The sequence below is a fragment of the Microbacterium sp. Yaish 1 genome, assembly GCF_002245215.1.
Classification (GTDB): Bacteria; Actinomycetota; Actinomycetes; order Actinomycetales; family Microbacteriaceae; genus Microbacterium.
In genome coordinates this window covers 959,826-978,906 of record NZ_NPMR01000002.1, presented here as the reverse complement: position 1 = coordinate 978,906, position 19,081 = coordinate 959,826, and the positions used below count along the sequence as shown (strand labels likewise).

Below are 19,081 nucleotides of genomic sequence, written 5' to 3'. Positions count from 1 at the left end.
ACGAACCGGCACGCCGGCGGGCAGGACGACAGGCACAGCAGCGACAAGCGGGAAGACGACTGCTCAGAATGGCGGAGGCCCGGGGTCGGGTGGCTCGGCGACGGTGAAGGCGACGAGTGGTGGTGGTGCGTCTTCGCGGTAGATGCGCCCGGTCGGTGAGGTCCAGATCAGCCTCCCGCCCGGGAGTTGTCGGACTCGCCATCGGGTGTGGTGTTTGACGTCGTGGTGTCTCTTGCAGAGGTTGGCGAGGTTGCCCACGTGCGTGGCTCCGCCCTCTGAGGCGGCGATCGTGTGGTCCAACTCGCACCTGATGGCGGGTTGTCGGCATCCGGGGAACCGGCAGTGCCGGTCCCTCGCTCGCAGCAGTCGCACCATGGCGGCGGTAGGCCGGTAGCTGTCGCACTCGAGCACGGTTCCGGTGACGGGGTGGGTGAGCAGCCGGTCCCACGAGGTCGCGTTGCCGGCGAGTTCGCGGGCGGTGGCGGCGTCGATGGGGGAGCGGCCGGCTAGATCGGCGGGCCCGTCGTCTTGCCCTATGAGCGTGAGCGCGGAGACGGCGACCTGGACGTGCGCGCGGATCGCCCCGAGTGTCCCGTTCCCGTCGCCCGTGGCGGTCGGGTCGAGGGTGGGCGTCCCGGCGAGGAGGAGGTCGCTGAACACGTCGGCGCGGACTTGGTCGATCGTTCGGGCATCGTCGACGAACGAGGACACGTCGCCGTGGGTGGGGGCGACCAGCCCGTCGGCGCCGGTCGCGTCCGGGTCGAACAGGGCGTCAGCTCTCCCCGCGTCGGCACCCGCGGCGGCATCGCCCCCGGCGCCCGCCCCCGCGCTCGCAGCGTCAGCCTGCGCCCGTGCGTTGATGATCTCCCGTGCCTGCCGCGTGAGCCGGTCCACGATCCCGTCGGCGATGACGGTCGGCAGCGTCGCGATGAGATCCGACATCCCATCCGAACTGGGCTGCACCCGCACGCACCGTCCCGCCGCGGCCTCCTCGTGCCGCTCGGTGAACGTCCGCGGGTGCATGCGCTCGGCGATCATCCGCAATGCCTCCAGCACCCGGTTGGGCCTTTCGCCCTCGCACCGTTCGATCGCGACGCGTTCGAACTCCGCCCGCTCGCCCGCGGGCACCAGACACCCGACCTCCTGAATGACCCGCACGTGCCCGCGGACGATGCGCCCGGCTTCCCAGGCCGTCATCGTCACCGGGTAGTTCTCAACCAGATCGCGGGCTTCATCTATCCGGCGCTGCAGGGTCCGGTCGGTCGCGACGAACACCCCGGCGAGCTCCGCGGCGATCCCGCGTAACGCCATCTCTCGCGCCTTGACCTTCTCGGATGCCCCAGCGGCCTGCTTCTCCGCGAGTACCCCGGCCGCCGCGAGCACCCGAACCTCCCGGACCTGGACCGCCCGCGCGGCATCCGAAACCCCCTCGGCATCCGCGACCAGTTGAGCGAGGACGTCGACGTCACCGTCGCTGCCCATCCCGCCGCCGAGTCCGCCATTCGAATGCATGTTCGAATCATGTCACGGACCTCCGACATCGCGTCGTCACTCTCCACAGCCCCCGAAGCGCCCGAGAACCGGACGGGGCCCGGACGCGCCAGCATCCGAGCCCCGTCACGGGTGGCCGTTCGGTCTCACCCGCTCTTGCGGCGGAACTCCCGCTTGGTCATCGCGCCGTGCGACGCGTGCACCGACGAATCGCCGTCGAGGTGCGCCTCTCCCGTGCGGTGCTGGGCGTTCTTCTTCTCGAGCGCCTCGCGGAACTTGCGCTTCACATCGTCGGATGCCGCGCCCGCGGGCTTGTCTGCTTCGCTCATGAGGCCACGATACGCAGGCGAGGGTCTCGCTGGTAGGCTGGGGCAGGTTGCCGTCCGGCACCCGCTCAACTCAACACTGAGCTCATGGAGCGGATCCGGCAGGAAGCTGGTCCCCTGTGGTGGGTTCCCATCCCGATCGAATCCCGGTCGCGGAGATGGTGATCTTCGACTGGTGACCAGCGCAGGCGGTTCTCGCGGTTTCGTCCGCGCGCCCATATCTGCCCCGCTCCTTCGCACGATCTCGTGCGCGAAACGCGCGTGCGAGTCTAAACAAAGAAGGAGGGACCTCTTGGAAGGTCCAGAAATCACCGCAGCCGAAGCCGTCCTCGACAACGGCCGCTTCGGCACCCGCACCGTCCGGTTCGAGACCGGACGCCTGGCACAGCAGGCGCAGGGCGCCGTTGCCGCCTACCTCGACGAGGAGACGATGCTCCTCTCGGCCACCAGCGCCGGCAAGCACCCGCGCGAAGGCTTCGACTTCTTCCCGCTCACCGTCGACGTCGAAGAGCGCTCGTACGCCGCCGGAAAGATCCCCGGCTCGTTCTTCCGTCGCGAGGGACGCCCCTCGACCGAGGCGATCCTCGTCTGCCGTCTGATCGACCGTCCGCTGCGCCCGTCGTTCGTCGACGGCCTGCGCAACGAGGTCCAGATCGTCATCACGGTCCTCTCGATCGCGCCCGGCGAGTACTACGACGCCCTCGCGATCAACGCGGCATCCGCTTCGACGCAGATCTCGGGCCTGCCGTTCTCCGGCCCGATCGCCGGTGTCCGCCTGGCGCTCGTTCCCGGTCATGGTGAGCACGAGGACCAGTGGGTCGTCTTCCCGAACCAGAAGGTCGTCGAAGAGGCCGTCTTCGACCTCACCGTCGCCGGCCGGGTCCTCCCCGACGGCGAAGTGGCCATCATGATGGTCGAGGCCGAGGCGACCGAGGGCAGCTGGAACCTCATCAAGGGCGGCGCCGTCAAGCCGAGCGAAGAGGTCGTCGCACAGGGCCTCGAGGCCGCGAAGCCCTTCATCAAGCAGCTCGTCGAGGCGCAGGCTTCGATGGCGGCATCCGCGTCGCGTGAGCCGGGCGTCTACCCGGTCTTCCCGCCGTACGCCCCCGAGGTCTACGACTTCGTCGCCGAGCGCGCCTACGGCGAGCTGACGAGCGTCTACCAGATCGCAGACAAGCAGGAGCGCCAGAACGCCGACGACGCCATCAAGGAGCGCGTCAAGGGCGAGGTCGCCGCTGCCGTCGAGGCCGAGCAGCTCCCGGCATCCGCGCTCGCGGAGTTCTCCGCTGCATACAAGTCGGTCACCAAGAAGATCGTCCGCGGCCGCATCCTCAGCGAGGGCGTCCGCATCGACGGTCGCGGCCTGGCCGACATCCGTCCGCTCGACGCCGAGGTGCAGGTCATCCCGCGCGTCCACGGCTCGGCGATCTTCCAGCGCGGCGAGACCCAGATCCTGGGCGTCACCACGCTGAACATGCTGAAGATGGAGCAGCAGATCGACTCGCTGTCGCCCACGACGAGCAAGCGCTACCTGCACCACTACAACTTCCCGCCCTACTCGACCGGTGAGACCGGCCGCGTCGGCAGCCCGAAGCGTCGCGAGATCGGGCACGGCTTCCTCGCCGAGCGCGCCCTCGTGCCCGTGCTGCCCAGCCGCGAGGAGTTCCCGTACGCGATCCGTCAGGTCTCCGAGGCCCTCGGGTCGAACGGCTCGACCTCGATGGGCTCGGTGTGCGCCTCGACCCTCTCGCTGCTGAACGCCGGTGTGCCCCTGCGTGCCCCGGTCGCCGGCATCGCGATGGGTCTCGTCTCCGACCAGGTCGACGGAGAAACCCGTTACGCGGCGCTGACCGACATCCTCGGCGCCGAGGACGCGCTCGGCGACATGGACTTCAAGGTCGCCGGTACGAGCGAGTTCGTCACGGCCATCCAGCTCGACACGAAGCTCGACGGCATCCCGTCGTCGGTGCTCTCGGCGGCGCTGACCCAGGCCAAGGAGGCTCGTCTGACGATCCTCGGCGTCCTCAACGCGGCGATCGACAGCCCCGACGAGATGGCTCCCACCGCTCCGCGCGTCATCAGCGTCCAGATCCCGGTCGACAAGATCGGCGAGCTGATCGGCCCCAAGGGCAAGACGATCAACTCGATCCAGGACGAGACCGGCGCCGACATCTCGATCGAGGAGGACGGCACCGTCTACATCGGAGCGACCGACGGCCCCTCGGCCGAGGCCGCCCGTGCCCGCGTGAACGCGATCGCCAACCCCACCAACCCGGAGGTCGGCGAGCAGTTCCTCGGAACCGTCGTGAAGATCGCGACGTTCGGCGCGTTCATCTCGCTCCTGCCCGGCAAGGACGGACTGCTGCACGTCAGCGAGGTCCGCAAGCTCGCCGGCGGCAAGCGCGTCGAGAACGTCGAGGACGTCCTCGGTGTCGGCCAGAAGATCCTCGTGCGCATCACGAAGATCGACGACCGCGGCAAGCTCTCCCTCGAGCCCGTTCTCGAAGAGACCGCTGACCAGGACGGCTCGGCCGCAGCGAGCGAGGGCCCGGAGGCTCCCGCCGAAGGCTGATCCGCGGATCGCCCGGATGCCCGTCCCCGCCTCGGGGGCGGGCATCCGTCGTTCCCGGAGCACGCCGTGATGAAACAGTTATCTGGAATTCACGGCCCGTTCGCGACAATACGCGCCCACCGGTGCGGGGTGTCCTACTCTCGAAGTGCGCGCCGAGGAGCCGCGCCCCGCGTTTCCTCGGTGTCGACGGAGGTGTGTGATGTCGGGGGACCGGGTGGCTCAGGTCGCAGCCGCTGCTGCCGCAGTGCATCCATCCAGCCCGATCCCCGTCCACGGCAAGCCCCTCGGGGCCGACATCCGCGTGGACCTCGGCGAGAGCGGCATGCGGATCTTCCCCCTGATCCTCGGCGGCTCCGAGTTCGGCTGGACGATCGATCTCGCGGCGAGCCACGCCGTGCTCGACGCCTACGTGCAGCGCGGCGGCAACGCCCTGCACACCTCCGACGGCTACGCGTCGGGTCGCAGCGAGCACATCATCGGACGCTGGCTCGCCAGCCGGGGCAACCGCGACGAGATCGTCGTCACGGTGCGGGTCGGGGGCAACCCCGACAACCCCGGCCTCGGATCGGTCAACCTCGTGCGGTCGGTGGAAGCTTCGCTCGGGCGCCTCGGCATCGAGCGCATCGATCTTCTCTACCTGGATGCCGCGACCGACGGTGTCACGGCGCTCGAAGACACGCTCGCGACGGCGGAGTGGCTCGTCGACAGCGGCAAGGTCCGCGCCCTGGGGGCCGCCGGCTACACGGCGATGCAGCTCGTCGAGGCCCGCATCCTGTCTTCCGCGGGCTACCCGCGTTTCGCCGCCCTCGACGTTCCCTACAACCTCCTGCACCGCTCGGACTTCGACGGCGATCTGCGCCTCATCGCCGGAGCGCAGGGGCTCGCCGTCACGCCCTCCCAGGCTCTCGAGCACGGTTATCTCACCGGGCGTCATCGCGATCGTGCGGGTCTGTCGTCATCGGTGCGCGGCTCGCAGCTCGCCGCCTGGATGAACCGTCGCGGCGCCCGGACGCTGAAGGCGCTCGACCGCATCTCGGAGGAGCTGTCGGTTTCGACGGCGGCGATCGCGGTCTCGTGGCTTCTCGCTCAGCGCGTCGTCACGGCGCCGATCGTGAACGCGAGCCGGCCCGCGCACGTCGACCAGCTCGTGCAGGGTGTCGGCGCCCGGCTCGGCCGCTCGCATCTCGCGGAGATCGCGCGCGCCGTTGAGTGATCCGATCCGTGATCCCTCGGAGCGGCTGTCTGAGGGGTGACGTAGGGTGGATGGCGCCCTGTTCATCGTTTCGAATCGAGCTTCTGTGACGCAGTATCTCTATCTCGTGCGCCACGGAGAGCATCAGGACGCCGAGCACGGTCTCGAAGACGGTCCGCTGTCTCCCCGTGGGCGCCGTCAAGCCGAGCTGCTGGCCGATCGCATCTCCGGCGTGCCGCTCGACGCGGTGTGGCACTCGCCGCTCGAGCGCGCTCAAGAAACGGCCCGCGCCGTCGCCAAGCGCCTCCCCGCCCTGGCGCCGCAGGCTTCGTCGCTGCTGTTCGACTGCGTCCCGACCGGGATGACGCCCGACACTCCCGCGGCCTACGAACCCTTCTTCGGGTCGTACACCGAGGCCGAGACCGAGGCCGGTGCGGCGCAGATGGCGGACGCCGTCGGGGAGTTCCTCGCGCGCAAGCCCGACACCCACGAGCTGCTGATCACCCATAACTTCGTCATCGCGTGGTTCGTCCGAGAGGTGTTGCAGGCGCCCGACTGGCGCTGGCTCACGATCAACCAGGCGCACTGCGGGCTGACCGTGCTCGCGCAGCGCCCCGGCCGCCCCTGGACGATGGTGTCGCACAACGACCTCTCGCACCTCCCGGTCGAACTGCGCACGGGCCTTCCCGACATCCTTCCCGTCTGAGCCGATGGCCGAAGAGCCCCGCAACCCCGCGCAGCTCCAGCCGCACGATCCGGTGTGGATCGTCGAGGCCCGCGCGATTCTCGATCGCATCCGAGCAGCGCTCGACGGGCTGCCGGGGGCGGATGCCGCTCGCTTCGACCACATCGGGTCGACGGCGGTTCCGGGACTCGACGCCAAGCCCGTCATCGACCTCCAGGTCGCCATCCTCCCGCTGCCGGCCGAAGACGAGCTCAGCGCGCGACTCCGGCCCGCGGGCTTCCGCCGCGAGTGGGGATCCCGCCCCGATTCGCCCGGCGTCAGCCGCGACATCCCACGGGGCGTCGACGACGTCCCCGACGAGGTCTGGGAGAAGCGGCTCTACGTCGCGCCCGGCGCCGACGTGATCCTGCACGTGCGCCGCTCGGATTCGCCGTGGGCACGCGAGACGGTGCGATTCCGCGACGCGCTTTGTTCCGACTCCGTGCTCCGCGCTCGGTATCAGGACCTCAAGCGTCGCCTGTCGGCCGCGAACGCGGGCAAGGCCGATTACGACGACTACACCCGAGCCAAGACGGCGTTCTTCAGCGACATGCGCGGCTGAGCCGCGGCGCGAGCCCGGCTCCGCCGATTGGACGCGGCGCTCACCGAACCGGAGAATCGATCGGTGCTCGATGGTCCTCTGCTCGCCGACTGGCTCCCCGTCTCCGTCTCAGCGCTGATCTTCCTCGTCGTCGCAGCCGGGGTGGCTGGATGGGTCGACGCGGTCGTCGGCGGGGGAGGGCTGATCCAGCTTCCCGCGCTCGTCATCGGCGTGCCGAAGGATGTCGCGACGCCGTTCATCCTCGGGACGAACAAGCTGTCGTCCTTCGCGGGCACGCTCTCGGCGAGCTGGGTCTACCTGCGTCGCATCCGGGTGCAGCTGGTGCTGCTCGTGCCGCTCGTGGCCGGAGCTTTCGCCGGATCGGCCGTGGGGGCCGCGCTGTCGCGCTACGTCCCCCGGGAGCTCCTGACCCCGATCGTCCTCGTCGCGGTCGTCGCGGTCGCGATCTATACGCTGCTCAAGCCCAAGATGGGCCTGCATCACGAGCCGCGCCACGAGTCCCGGGCGGCGATCGTGTGGCGCTCGGCACTCATTGGACTCGTCGTCGGCTTTTACGACGGCATCCTCGGTCCCGGCACCGGTTCGTTCTTCGTCATCCTCCTCGTCGCCGTGCTCGGGTACGGCTTCCTGCAGGCGAGCGTCAACGCGAAGATCGCCAACCTCACCACGAACCTCGCGGCGCTCCTCGTCTACGGGGTGCACGGCGAGATCCTGCTGCTCCTGGCCGTCGTGATGGCCGCGGCGAACATGACGGGCGGGTTCATCGGCGCGCGCATGGCGACGAGGAACGGCAGCGGCTTCGTGCGCATCGTGTTCCTCGTCGTCCTGTCGATCCTGGTCGTCAAGCTCGCCTGGGACACGTTCGTGCAGTTCGCGCCCGCGTAGGCTGGTGGTCATGACCACGCGCGTGGCCCTCGTGGGCGGCACCGGAAAGCTCGGCGGCATCATCCGAGACGTCATCGAGGCATCCGACGGCTTCGAGATCTCCGCGGTCCTGACCAGTCGCAGCAGTCTCGACGAGCTCGAAGGCGCCGACCTCGTCGTCGACGCGTCGACCCCCGCCGTGTCGACGGATGTCGTCCGAGCGGCCGTCGAGCGCGGCATCAACGTGCTCGTCGGCACATCGGGCTGGTCCCAGGAACGCATCGCCCAGGTCCGGCCCGCGGTCGAGGCTGCCGGCGTCGGCGTCGTCTTCATCCCCAACTTCTCGCTCGGCTCGGTCGTCGGCAGCGCTCTCGCCGCCGCGGCAGCCGCGCTCTTCCCGTCGATCGAGATCATCGAGGCCCATCGCGAGACGAAGGTCGACTCGCCCAGTGGCACCGCGGTCCGCACGGCCGAGCTCATCGCCGCAGCCCGCGCCGGGGTCGGCCCCGTCGAGTCGCCGCACGCCGACCAGCGCGCCCGCGGACAGAAGGTCGCGAGCGTCCCGATCCACTCGCTGCGCCGGCCCGGCGTCGTCGCCCGCCAGGAGACCATCCTCTCGGGCCCGGGCGAGGCGCTGTCGATCGTGCACGACACGATCGATCCCGCCCGTGCGTACGAGCCCGGCATCCGTATCGCTCTCGATGCCGCACGAGAGGCTCGGGGGATCACGGTCGGTCTCGACAGCTTCATCGACATCGGCATCCGTCCGCCGTCGGCGGCGGCGGCGCCGGGTCCGGGCGACGAAGGCGACGTCCCCGGCCAGGTCGCGCGCGTCACCGGAGCATGAGCACTCGCATCCTGACGCTGATCATGGCAGCGCTCCTCGCGCTGTACATCGTCTTCGTCGCGCAGCGCGCCGTGCTGCTGGTCATGACGGGCGAGCCCATGGGGGTCGTGATGGGCGTGGCGCTCATCGTGCTGCCGGTCATCGCGGCCTGGGCGCTCTGGCGCGAGCTGGCGTTCGGCGCGAGCGCGTCGCGGCTCGGCCGGCGCCTCGAGCAGGAGTCGGCGCTGCCGGAGGAGAGCATCGACCTGTCACCGAGCGGTCGCCCCGATCGCGTCGAGGCCGACGCTCTCTTCCCGCGGTACCGCGAAGCCGTCGAGGAGGCGCCCGAGGACTGGCGCGCCTGGTTCCGGCTCGGGCTCGCCTATGACGGCGCGGGCGACCGGCGACGCGCGCGTCAGGCGGTGCGCACGGCGATCTCTCTCGAGCGCGCCGAGCGGCGCGTCTGACTCAGCGGGGCGGGACGACGGCGCGGATGGCGTCCTCGACGCGCTCGTGCGTGAAGACGAAGCCCGACTTCTGCAGCACCGCCGGAGCGACGTCGGTGTCGTTGGTCAGCAACGCCTCGGTGGCATCGCGCCCGAGCACGAGCCGCAGCCCCCACTCGGGAGCGCGGACCAGGTACGGGCGGTTCATCCTCATGGCCAGGGAGAAGCCCAGGTCGTTGGCCGTCGCGCGCGTCGGCCCCGTGAGGTTCACCGGGCCGGCGACGTCGGCGTCGATGAGGTGGCGGATGGCCGCGACCTCGTCCACGAGCGAGATCCAGGGCCACACCTGCGTGCCTCGGCCGATCGGCCCCGACAAGCCGGCGCGGGTCAGCAGCATGAGCGGCTTCAGCACGCCCTCGGGATGCACGACCGGCGCCGTCCGCAGCAGCACGACCCGCGCGCGCTCGCGCGCGGTCAGGGCGGCCGTCTCCCACTCGCCGCACAGATCGGCGAGGAAGGAATCGCCGCGCGGCGCGGTCTCGGTCATGCGGACCCCGGGACGGGTCGGATAGTAGCCGACGGCCGATGACGACAGGAACGCCGGAGCATCCGACCCGAGCGCGCGGACGGCCGTCGCGAGGGTCTCCGTCGGGAGCAGGCGCGACCACACGAGCTCGTGCTTGTACGAACGGGTCCACGGGAAGCGGCCGATGCTCGCGCCGTTGAGTCCCACCACGGCGCGGGCGCCGTCGAGGACGCCGGGGTCGAGCGGACGCTCCCCGGGGAACCACTGGACCTCGTCGGCCGCGACGGGGGAGCGGCGGACGAGGCGCGTGACCTCGATCCCGTCCTCGCGCAGCGCGTCGACGAGGGCGCGTCCGATGAGACCGGACGCACCCGCGACGACGACGCGGCCCGCGGAGCCCTGATCAGCCAAGCGTGGCCTCGAGGGTGATCTCGATGCCGGCGAGGGCGGCCGAGACGGGGCATCCGCTCTTGGCCTCCTGCGCCAGCCGGTCGAAGTCCTCGGCGGACAGTCCCGGGACGACGGCGTTGACGTTGAGGTGGGAACCGGTGATGCCCGTGCCCGGGATGAAGGTCACCGATGCCGTGGTCTCGACCGACTCGGGCGGCGTGCCGTTCTCGGCCAGGGCGTGGGAGAGCGCCATCGAGAAGCACGAGGAGTGCGCGGCGGCGATCAGCTCCTCGGGAGTGGTCACTGCGCTGGAGCCTTCGCTGCGTGCCTTCCAGTTGACCTCGAACGGTCCCTGGTTCGAGCTCTCCAGGGCGATCTGACCGGACCCCTCCGTGAGGCTGCCCTTCCAGCTGGTGGTTGCTTCGCTCGTGACGCTCATGACTCTCCTCTTCACAGGCGGCAGCTGAGGTGCCGCATCGAGACGGCGCGGTGTGCGCTTGCGTCGAGCCTAGGTCGGCCCGCCCCTCGCCGGAACGTCTTGACAGCTTCCGTCCGCGCGCTCAGACCGAGGCGGAGTCGGCTCGCAGCCTCAGGATCTCGAGCTGCACGACATCCCGGCGAGGTGCACCGCCGAAACGCGTGCGCACGACGCCTCGCCCGTCGAGGACCAGCGTCGTGGGCGTCTGCGCGATCTGGAACCGACGCGCGATGTCGGGGCGGTCGGTCACGTCGATGTCGAGGTGGACGACGTCGTCGCAGTCGCGCGCCATCTCCGCGAGCGTGCGGTGCACGGCCGGGCAGCGATGACAGGTCTCGGTGCTGAACTGCAGGAGCGTCGCGGTCCGGCCCAGCGCATCGGGAGCAGCGCCGAGCCGACGCGGGTCGACGACGTCGAAACGGGGGATGGGGTAGGGCTGCGAGGCACGCCACCGCAGGAAGACTCCGATCCCACCTGTTACCGCTAACAGGCAGGCCAGGACGACCGCCACCGCCATGAGTTCCACAACAGCCCACAGTAGACCGTCGCGAGCGGCCGGGAGCACTCGGGCGCCGGGGGTAATCTGAAGCTGTGAGCGACGCCGAGCAGACCCCGACCAATCCCGAGATCGAGTTCCGCAGCGATGTGACGGTCGAGCTCATCCGCTCGAGCGCCGCCGACTCGGACGTCCTGTTCGCGGCTCGCGTGTCGACGCAGGGAGAGCAGACCCTGGACGCCGCTGCCGCCGGCACCGAGGCATCCGGTCGCGACCGCGGCCTCATCAACTACCTCATGCGCGACCGACACGGCTCGCCCTTCGAGCACAACTCGATGACCTTCTACGTGCAGGCGCCCATCTTCGTGTTCCGCGAGTTCATGCGGCACCGCATGGCCTCGTACAACGAGGAGTCGGGCCGCTACCGCGAGCTGCGCCCGGTGTTCTACGTTCCCGCCCGTGAGCGCAACCTCAACCAGGTCGGCAAGCCCGGCGCGTACGAGTTCCTCCCCGGCACCGACGAGCAGTTCGCCGTCGTCGACGAGAGCACGCGGCAGGCGTCGATCCAGGCGTACGAGGCCTACCGGCGGATGCTGGACGCCGGGGTCGCCCGCGAGGTCGCACGCATCGTGCTGCCGCTGAACATCTACTCGTCGATGTACGTCACGGTCAACGCCCGTTCGCTGATGAACTTCCTGTCGCTGCGGACCAAGGTCGAGGGAACGCACTTCCCCTCGTTCCCGCAGCGCGAGATCGAGATGTGCGCCGAGAAGATGGAGACCTTCTGGCGTGAGCTCATGCCGCTGACGCACGCGGCGTTCAACGCCAACGGCCGCGTCGCCCCCTGACACGTCGGAGGGCGGCGGCCCGGGCTCGACTCAGACGAACCTGCCGAGGCTGATGCCTGCATAGGCGAGGGCGGCGACCGTCTCGCCGTCGTCGATCCGCCCCTCGGCGACCTGACGCAGCGCCTCGGCGAACGGGATCCACACGACGCGCTCGATGCCCTCTTCGAGCTGAGACGTCGTGGCATCCTCCGCCGGCGCGAGGCCGCGCGCGAGAAAGACGTGCTCGGGCGCTACCGCGATGCCGTTGAGCGCATTCATCCGCCCGATGGGCTGCCACGCCTCGGCGGTGAGACCCGTCTCCTCGAGGAGCTCCCGCTTCGCGGCGTCGAGCGCGTCCTCGCCGTCGCTCCCGCCGGCGGGCACCTCGAGCGAACGTCCGGTCGTGTAGCGGTCGACCTCCACGAAGCAGACCCGATCGCGGTCGTCGATCGCCACGACGAAGACGGCCGGATGCCGCATCTCGACGACGCCGTAGATGCCGTCGCCCGCCGGACCGGTGACCTCGTCCTCGCGGACGGATATCCATCGGTTCTCGTACGCCGTGCGGGTGCTCCGGGTCGTCCAGGCCATGCGGCAACCCTAGAGCGCCCCGCGCCCCGCGCCCCGCGCCCCGCGCCGGGCGCCCCGCGCCGGTGCGGCGATACATCCGTCGGACCGACGGGGTTGGTGTCGCGTCGGCCGGCCTTCGAGGCGCATCCTGTACCGCGAGTCCGACGGTTGTATCCGGCTCGAGGTCGCTCGGCGCTCCTCCCCAGTCCGCCGCGGGTCCGCTCCGTCCACAGACGGCCGATGCCCTGAGCGACGAGCTCGCGTTCGCGGCGAACGTCGGTGCATGAGCGGATACGAACTGGCCACGAGGATCCGCGCGATGGGCGGGTGCGTGCGGTCGCGCTGGTTGACTTCGCGAGGCGTCACGCGGTTGCAGCTGGCGCGGGCGGTCGAAAGGGGCGCGCTCGTCAGAGTCCGGCACGGCGTCTACGCGGCTCCGGATGCCGAGCCGGCCGTTGTCGAAGCCGCTGCCCACGGCGGCGAGGTGTGCTGCGCCTCGGCGTTGCGCCGGCGGGGCGTGTGGGTGCTCGAGCCGCAGGAACGCCTGCACGTGCGGGTCGGGCGTGCCGGTCGTGTGCATGCGCACCCGGGATGCCGCTGCGTCACCCATCACGACGGGGATGCCGCGGCATTCGGTGCCGTCTCGCTCGTCCACGCACTCGTGCAGGCGGCCTCATGCCTCGGCGCCGAGGCGTTCTTCGTGGCGTTCGAGTCGGCGTGGCGGCTCGGCCTGCTCACGCGCGCGGACCGGGCGGAGGTACGCCTGACGCTCCCGGCCCGCTTCCGATACCTCGTCGATCTTGCTCGTCCCGATGCCGACAGCGGGCTCGAGTCTCTCCTGCGGCTGCGCCTCTCTCGGCTGGGCATCTCCGTCGAGAGTCAGGTGCTCATCCCGGGTGTGGGGCGGGTCGACTTCCTCGTCGCGGGGTGCCTCATCATCGAGGTGGACGGCCGTCTCAACCACGAGGGCCCGTCGCTGCGGCACAAGGATCTCGTGCGCGACGCCGAAGCGGCGGCGATCGGCTACGAGACTCTGCGCTTCGACTACTCCCTCGTCGTCTTCGACTGGCCCCGCGTCGAGCGGGCCGTTCTCGCCCGGCTGGACGCGATCCTCCGGCGCCGCTGAGCCCGCGGGCGGGCGCCGGAGGCATGACTACCGATACATCCGTCGGACCGGCGGGGCGGATGTCGCCTCGCGGCGCTGCCGTGCCGCCACCAGCACCTCCGGTCCTGCGAACGTATCGGCGACCGGGAGTCAGCCCGTCGGTCATACGCGATGCAAAGGCGGAACCGATACCCTGAGACCATGACGCACTCGGGCAATCCCTTCGGACAGGTCCTCGTCGCGCTGGTCACCCCCATGACCGCCGACGGTGAAGTCGATTGGCCCGCCGTCGAGAAGCACATCGACGACGTCATCACCGCCGGCGCCGACGGCATCGTCGTGACGGGCACGACGGGGGAGACGAGCACGCTCACCGACCCCGAGAAGCTCCGCCTCGTCGAGGTCGGCAAGTCGGTCTCGGCCGGACGCGCGAAGATCATCACGGGCGGCGGCTCGAACGAGACCGCGCACGCGATCGAGCTCTACAAGGCCAGCGAGAAGGCCGGCGCCGACGGCATCATGATCGTCACGCCGTACTACAACAAGCCCACGCAGGCCGGCATCCTGACGCACTTCCGCCTCGTCGCCGATGCGACCGATCTGCCCGTCATCCTGTACGACATCCCGGGTCGTACCGGCGTGCCGATCAAGTACGAGACGATCCTGCGCCTCGCGAAGCACCCCAACATCCTGGCCGTCAAGGACGCGAAGGGCGACTTCAGCGAGGTCAGCCGCGTGCTCAATCAGACCGACCTCATGTACTTCTCCGGTGACGACGCCAACGTCCTGCCCCACCTCTCGATCGGCGCGAGCGGCCTCATCGGCGTCACGGCGAACATCACGGCGACCCCGTATCGCACGATCGTCGACGCGGTGAACCGGGGAGACCTCGCGGCCGCGACCGAGGCGCACAAGAGCCTCGAGCCGCTCGTGCGCGCGGTCATGACGCACGTCCCCGGCACCGTGAGCGCGAAGTACATCCTGCACGGCCTGGGACGCATCTCGAGCCCGCGCGTGCGCCTGCCCCTCGTCGGTCCCGAAGAGTGGGAGGCCGCCATCATCGAGGACGAGCTCGCGCTCGTCTCGGGTGTCCCCGGTGCCGACTTCTCCAACTTCCGTCCCGACCGTAACGCCGCCGCCGGCGGTGCGCTGCCCAAGGTGCACGGGACGACCCGCTAGACGAAAACAATGAGGATGCCGCGCACGTCGGCGTCCCGAGGAAGCGTGCCAATGCCCACGAACGTCTTCAGCCCGCCCGCTCTCGAACCCGGAACGCTGCGGGTCTACCCGCTCGGCGGTCTCGGCGAGGTCGGCCGCAACATGACCGTCTTCGAGTACGAGGGCAAGCTCCTCGTGGTCGACTGCGGCGTGCTCTTCCCCGAGGAGCACCAGCCCGGCGTCGACCTGATCCTCCCCGACTTCGAGCCGATCAGGCATCGCCTCGACGACATCGTCGGCGTCGTGCTGACCCACGGCCACGAGGACCACATCGGCGCCGTTCCGTACCTGCTCAAGCTCAAGGGCGACATCCCCCTCATCGGCTCGGGCCTGACGCTCGCCCTCATCGAGGCGAAGCTCAAGGAGCACCGCATCCGTCCTTTCACCCTCACGGTCGCTGAGGGCCAGGAGGAGCAGGTCGGCCCGTTCGACCTCGAGTTCATCGCGGTCAATCACTCGATTCCCGACGCGCTCGCCGTCGCCGTCCGCACCCCCGCGGGGCTCGTTCTCGCCACCGGCGACTTCAAGATGGACCAGCTGCCGCTCGACGGCCGCATCACCGACCTGCGCGCGTTCGCCCGGTTGGGCGAGGAAGGCGTCGACCTGTTCCTCGTCGACTCCACCAATGCCGACGTGCCGGGCTTCACGCCGACCGAGCGCGGCATCGGTCCCGTGCTCGACCAGGTCATCAGCAAGTCGCCGCGCCGCGTCATCGTCGCGAGCTTCTCGAGCCACGTCCACCGCGTGCAGCAGGTCGTGGATGCCGCGGCCGCGAACGGTCGCCGTGTCGCGTTCCTCGGCCGCAGCATGGTCCGCAACATGACCATCGCCGAGAACCTCGGGTACCTCAACGTCCCCGACGGCGTGCTCATCGACTACAAGAAGGCCAAGGACCTGCCCGACGATCGCATCGTCTACATGTCCACCGGTTCGCAGGGCGAGCCGATGGCCGTGCTCTCGCGCATGGCGAACCTCGAGCACGCGATCGAGCCGGGTCCGGGCGACACGGTCATCCTGGCGTCGAGCCAGATCCCCGGCAACGAGAACGCGATCTACCGCGTCATCGACGGGCTGACCAAGCTCGGCGCCAACGTCGTGCACAAGGGCAACGCCAAGGTGCACGTGTCGGGTCACGCCGCCGCCGGCGAGCTGCTGTACTGCTACAACATCCTCAAGCCCCGCAACGTACTGCCCGTGCACGGCGAGTACCGCCACCTGATGGCGAACGCGAAGCTCGCGCAGGACACCGGTGTTCCGGAGGAGCGCACGATCCTCGCCGAGAACGGCACCGTCGTCGACCTCAAGGGTGGCGTCGCGGAGGTCGTCGGTCAGCTCGACATCGGATTCGTGTACGTCGACGGGTCGACGGTGGGCGAGATCACGGATGCCGACCTGAAGGATCGCCGGATCCTGGGTGAAGAGGGCTTCATCTCGGTCATCGTCGTCGTGGACGGCAAGACGGGACGCGTCGTGAGCGGACCGGACATCCACGCCCGCGGTGTCGCGGAGGATGACGCGGTGTTCGAGAGCGTCAAGCCGAAGATCGCGGCGGCGCTTGCAGAGGCCGTGCAGTCGGGAACCCGCGACAACCACGCGCTGTCGCAGGTCGTCCGCCGCACGATCGGCCGCTGGGTCAACCAGTCGCTGCGTCGGCGCCCCATGATCGTCCCCGTCGTCATCGAGGCCTGACCCGCGTCGTTCCGCGGTAATGGGGGAACCCCCGCGTACCGTGGAGGAATGGCCAGGAGCACGAACGCGCCCTCCGGACGCCGCGCACCGGCGAAGACCTCGACCTCGCGCGCCCGGAAGAGCGAACCGACACCCAAGCGGTACGTCGACGAGTCCGAGCGGCCCCCGGTCATCGCGCGCGCATGGATGGGGCTCGCCCACGCGACGGGCGGGATGTTCCGCGCGTTCGGTCCCGAGACCCTCGAGAAGGACCAGCGCCGCGACGGGCTGCCGTTCCTGCTCGTGCTCCTCGCGATCGCCGGTGCCGCCGTCGAGTGGTTCCTCATCGGAACCGAGGCCGGCACGCTCGTCAGCGCGTACACGGTGGGCTTCCTCATCGGCCGCGAGGCGTTCATCATGCCGGTGCTGCTGCTCTTCCTCGCGGGGTGGCTGTTCCGGCATCCCGCGTCGGTGAACGACAACGGACGCATCGGCATCGGATTCGGGCTGTTCATCCTCTCCGTCGCGGGCTTCTGCCACGTCTTCGGTGCGCGTCCCGAGCCGAAGGCCGGCGCGCTCCAGCTGAGCGCGTCAGGCGGTCTGTTCGGATGGGCCGTCGGCGAGCCGCTGACCATCCTGACGGCATACGGCGCCGCCGCCGTCCTGGGTCTCGTGACGGTCCTCAGCATCCTCATCCTCACCAAGACGCCGCCGAACCGTATCGGCAGTCGGCTCGGAGACCTGTACGCCTGGATGTTCGGGGCCGAGCGTCCCGTCGCCGACCCCGACGGCGAAGCCCCCACGGTCGCGTTCTCGCCGAAGAAGGGCAAGAAGCCGGCGCCGGCTGCCGACGAGGATGCCGACGACGGTGACGACGCGCTGCCCTGGTGGCGTCGCAACAAGAGCGGCCGCGAGGAGGACCCCGACGACGGCAGTGCGTCGCAGGATCTCACCGAGCTCCTCGGTCCCTCCGTCGCCGGCTCTGTCGCCGGCGGGTTCGAGCAGGCTGTCGCCACTCCGCCCCCGCTTCCCGATGCGCCGACCGAGATCATCGACCCCGCCGTCATCGAGCGGGCCGCCACCGCGGCGCGCTCGGGGCGCGCGGCCGACACCGCCGTGCGCGACGACCACGACACCGGCGAGATCGACGAGCTGCCCGGGCTCACGGGCCTCGGCGGTGACTTCCACGGTCAGCCCCCTGCGACGCCCTACCGGCTGCCCGCCGTGGCCGCGCTCGGCGCCGGAACGCCGGCGAAGACGCGCTCGGAGGCCAACGACGCGATCGTGCGGGCCATCACCGGGGTCTTCGAGCAGTTCTCGATCGACGCCAAGGTCACCGGGTTCTCGCGCGGGCCGACCGTGACGCAGTACGAGATCGAGGTCGGCCCCGGCACCAAGGTCGAGAAGATCACGGCGCTGACGAACAACATCGCCTACGCGGTCGCCTCGAACGAGGTGCGCATCCTCGCGCCCATTCCCGGCAAGAGCGCGATCGGCGTCGAGATCCCCAACACCGACCGCGAGATCGTGACCCTCGGAGACGTCCTGCGGTCCAACGCGGCGACATCGTCGACGCATCCGATGACGATCGGCGTCGGCAAGGACGTCGGCGGCGGATTCGTCGTGGCCAACCTCGCCAAGATGCCCCACCTCCTGGTGGCCGGATCGACCGGGTCGGGTAAGTCGAGCTTCGTGAACTCGATGATCACGAGCCTGCTGATGCGGGCGAAGCCCAGCGACGTCCGGATGGTCCTCATCGACCCGAAGCGCGTCGAGCTCACGAGCTACGCCGGTGTGCCCCACCTGATCACCCCGATCATCACGAACCCCAAGAAGGCGGCCGAGGCGCTGCAGTGGGTCGTGAAAGAGATGGACATGCGATACGACGACCTCGCGTCGTTCGGGTTCCGTCACATCGACGACTTCAACAAGGCGGTCGTCGCGGGTGAGATCCAGCTGCCGGCCGGCAGCGAGCGCGTGCTCAAGCCCTACCCGTACCTCCTGGTGGTCGTCGACGAGCTCGCCGACCTCATGATGGTCGCGCCGCGCGACGTCGAGGATTCGATCGTCCGCATCACCCAGCTCGCGCGAGCGAGCGGCATCCACCTGGTGCTCGCGACCCAGCGGCCGTCGGTCGATGTCGTGACGGGGCTCATCAAGGCCAACGTGCCGTCGCGACTGGCGTTCGCCGTCACGAGCGTCACGGACTCGCGTGTCATCCTCGACCAGCCGGGGGCCGACCGTCTGATCGGTCAGGGCGACGCCCTGTTCCTGCCGATGGGCACGTCCAAGGCCATCCGCGTCCAGGGCGCCTGGGTCGCCGAGTCCGAGATCGAGAAGGTCGTCGCCCACGTCAAGGGCCAGGCGCAGCCCGAGTACCGATCCGACGTGGCCGCCGTCGCCGAGAAGAAGGAGATCGACGCCGACATCGGCGACGACCTCGAGCTTCTCCTCGCGGCCGCCGAGCAGATCGTGTCGACGCAGTTCGGCTCGACCTCGATGCTGCAGCGCAAGCTGCGCGTCGGGTTCGCCAAGGCCGGGCGCCTCATGGACCTCCTCGAGTCGCGCGAGATCGTCGGCCCCTCGGAGGGGTCGAAGGCGCGCGATGTCCTCGTCACTCCCGACCAGCTTCCGGCCGTTCTCGCACGTCTGCGCGGAGAGGATCCGCCCGCCCCGGCTGCCGCCGCGGCGCCCGTCGACCCCGTCGAAGCGCAGTTCGAGGGGCTGGAGGTCGTCGACGGTGACGACGCCTCCGAAGACGCCTGGGGTCTCACCGGGCGCGACTGACGGATAGGCTCGG

Annotated in this window: 18 protein-coding genes; 12 read left to right on the top strand and 6 right to left on the bottom strand. The window is 69.9% G+C overall.

Annotated features, from left to right (window positions below):
- Nucleotides 1-63 precede the first annotated feature (63 nt).
- Together CI089_RS13775 and CI089_RS13770 are read right to left on the bottom strand one after the other, a co-directional pair.
- The gene (locus tag CI089_RS13775; RefSeq protein WP_094262036.1) at nt 64-1,512 is read right to left on the bottom strand and encodes an HNH endonuclease signature motif containing protein; all 1,449 of its coding nucleotides are present in this window, start codon (nt 1,510-1,512) and stop codon (nt 64-66) included.
- A 125-nt stretch (nt 1,513-1,637) separates the two neighbouring features.
- Entirely contained in the window at nt 1,638-1,820 is a 183-nt protein-coding gene (locus tag CI089_RS13770) for a DUF5302 domain-containing protein (protein ID WP_036304634.1), read from the bottom strand.
- Nucleotides 1,821-2,109: 289 nt separating this feature from the next.
- Here CI089_RS13770 and CI089_RS13765 point away from each other — a divergent pair, with 289 nt between their 5' ends.
- From CI089_RS13765 to CI089_RS13735, 7 genes are all read left to right on the top strand, one after another.
- Nucleotides 2,110-4,389 (top strand): polyribonucleotide nucleotidyltransferase, encoded by a 2,280-nt coding sequence (locus CI089_RS13765; RefSeq protein WP_071918366.1) that lies wholly within the window; start codon nt 2,110-2,112, stop codon nt 4,387-4,389.
- Between the two features lie 199 nt (nt 4,390-4,588).
- The gene (locus tag CI089_RS13760) at nt 4,589-5,602 is read left to right on the top strand and encodes an aldo/keto reductase (RefSeq protein WP_094262035.1); all 1,014 of its coding nucleotides are present in this window, start codon (nt 4,589-4,591) and stop codon (nt 5,600-5,602) included.
- A gap of 85 nt (nt 5,603-5,687) precedes the next feature.
- Nucleotides 5,688-6,287, top strand: a complete 600-nt coding sequence (locus CI089_RS13755; RefSeq protein ID WP_094262034.1) for a histidine phosphatase family protein — start codon at nt 5,688-5,690, stop codon at nt 6,285-6,287.
- A gap of 4 nt (nt 6,288-6,291) precedes the next feature.
- Entirely contained in the window at nt 6,292-6,867 is a 576-nt protein-coding gene (locus CI089_RS13750; protein WP_094262033.1) for a GrpB family protein, read from the top strand.
- Nucleotides 6,868-6,930: 63 nt separating this feature from the next.
- Nucleotides 6,931-7,752: a sulfite exporter TauE/SafE family protein gene (locus CI089_RS13745; RefSeq protein ID WP_094262502.1), complete on the top strand. Its 822-nt coding sequence runs from the start codon at nt 6,931-6,933 to the stop codon at nt 7,750-7,752.
- 10 nt (nt 7,753-7,762) lie between these two features.
- Nucleotides 7,763-8,578, top strand: a complete 816-nt coding sequence (dapB, locus tag CI089_RS13740; RefSeq protein WP_094262032.1) for a 4-hydroxy-tetrahydrodipicolinate reductase — start codon at nt 7,763-7,765, stop codon at nt 8,576-8,578.
- Nucleotides 8,575-9,024: a tetratricopeptide repeat protein gene (locus tag CI089_RS13735; RefSeq protein ID WP_094262031.1), complete on the top strand. Its 450-nt coding sequence runs from the start codon at nt 8,575-8,577 to the stop codon at nt 9,022-9,024. Before dapB ends, CI089_RS13735 begins: the two co-directional genes overlap by 4 nt.
- Before the next feature lies 1 nt (nt 9,025).
- Here the strand turns inward: CI089_RS13735 and CI089_RS13730 are convergent, their stop codons facing one another.
- The 3 genes from CI089_RS13730 to CI089_RS13720 form a co-directional block, all read right to left on the bottom strand.
- Nucleotides 9,026-9,940: a TIGR01777 family oxidoreductase gene (locus tag CI089_RS13730; protein WP_094262030.1), complete on the bottom strand. Its 915-nt coding sequence runs from the start codon at nt 9,938-9,940 to the stop codon at nt 9,026-9,028.
- Nucleotides 9,933-10,358, bottom strand: coding sequence for an OsmC family peroxiredoxin (locus tag CI089_RS13725; RefSeq protein ID WP_023951786.1), 426 nt, complete (start codon nt 10,356-10,358; stop codon nt 9,933-9,935). Before CI089_RS13725 ends, CI089_RS13730 begins: the two co-directional genes overlap by 8 nt.
- 121 nt (nt 10,359-10,479) lie before the next feature.
- Entirely contained in the window at nt 10,480-10,914 is a 435-nt protein-coding gene (locus CI089_RS13720; RefSeq protein WP_179223362.1) for a TlpA family protein disulfide reductase, read from the bottom strand.
- 74 nt (nt 10,915-10,988) lie between these two features.
- Between CI089_RS13720 and thyX the strand changes: the two genes are divergently transcribed.
- Nucleotides 10,989-11,741, top strand: coding sequence for an FAD-dependent thymidylate synthase (thyX, locus tag CI089_RS13715; RefSeq protein ID WP_094262028.1), 753 nt, complete (start codon nt 10,989-10,991; stop codon nt 11,739-11,741).
- A 30-nt stretch (nt 11,742-11,771) separates the two neighbouring features.
- Here thyX and CI089_RS13710 read toward each other — a convergent pair whose 3' ends face one another.
- The gene (locus tag CI089_RS13710; protein WP_094262027.1) at nt 11,772-12,311 is read right to left on the bottom strand and encodes an NUDIX domain-containing protein; all 540 of its coding nucleotides are present in this window, start codon (nt 12,309-12,311) and stop codon (nt 11,772-11,774) included.
- Between the two features lie 262 nt (nt 12,312-12,573).
- Here CI089_RS13710 and CI089_RS13705 point away from each other — a divergent pair, with 262 nt between their 5' ends.
- From CI089_RS13705 to CI089_RS13690, 4 genes are all read left to right on the top strand, one after another.
- Complete coding sequence (locus CI089_RS13705) at nt 12,574-13,416, top strand: type IV toxin-antitoxin system AbiEi family antitoxin domain-containing protein (RefSeq protein ID WP_179223343.1); 843 nt, start codon at nt 12,574-12,576, stop codon at nt 13,414-13,416.
- A 180-nt stretch (nt 13,417-13,596) separates the two neighbouring features.
- A complete protein-coding gene (dapA, locus tag CI089_RS13700; RefSeq protein ID WP_023951777.1) occupies nt 13,597-14,574 on the top strand; it encodes a 4-hydroxy-tetrahydrodipicolinate synthase in 978 nt (325 codons plus the stop codon).
- Between the two features lie 51 nt (nt 14,575-14,625).
- Nucleotides 14,626-16,302: a ribonuclease J gene (locus CI089_RS13695; protein WP_094262025.1), complete on the top strand. Its 1,677-nt coding sequence runs from the start codon at nt 14,626-14,628 to the stop codon at nt 16,300-16,302.
- Between the two features lie 48 nt (nt 16,303-16,350).
- Entirely contained in the window at nt 16,351-19,068 is a 2,718-nt protein-coding gene (locus CI089_RS13690; protein ID WP_094262024.1) for an FtsK/SpoIIIE family DNA translocase, read from the top strand.
- Nucleotides 19,069-19,081 lie beyond the last annotated feature (13 nt).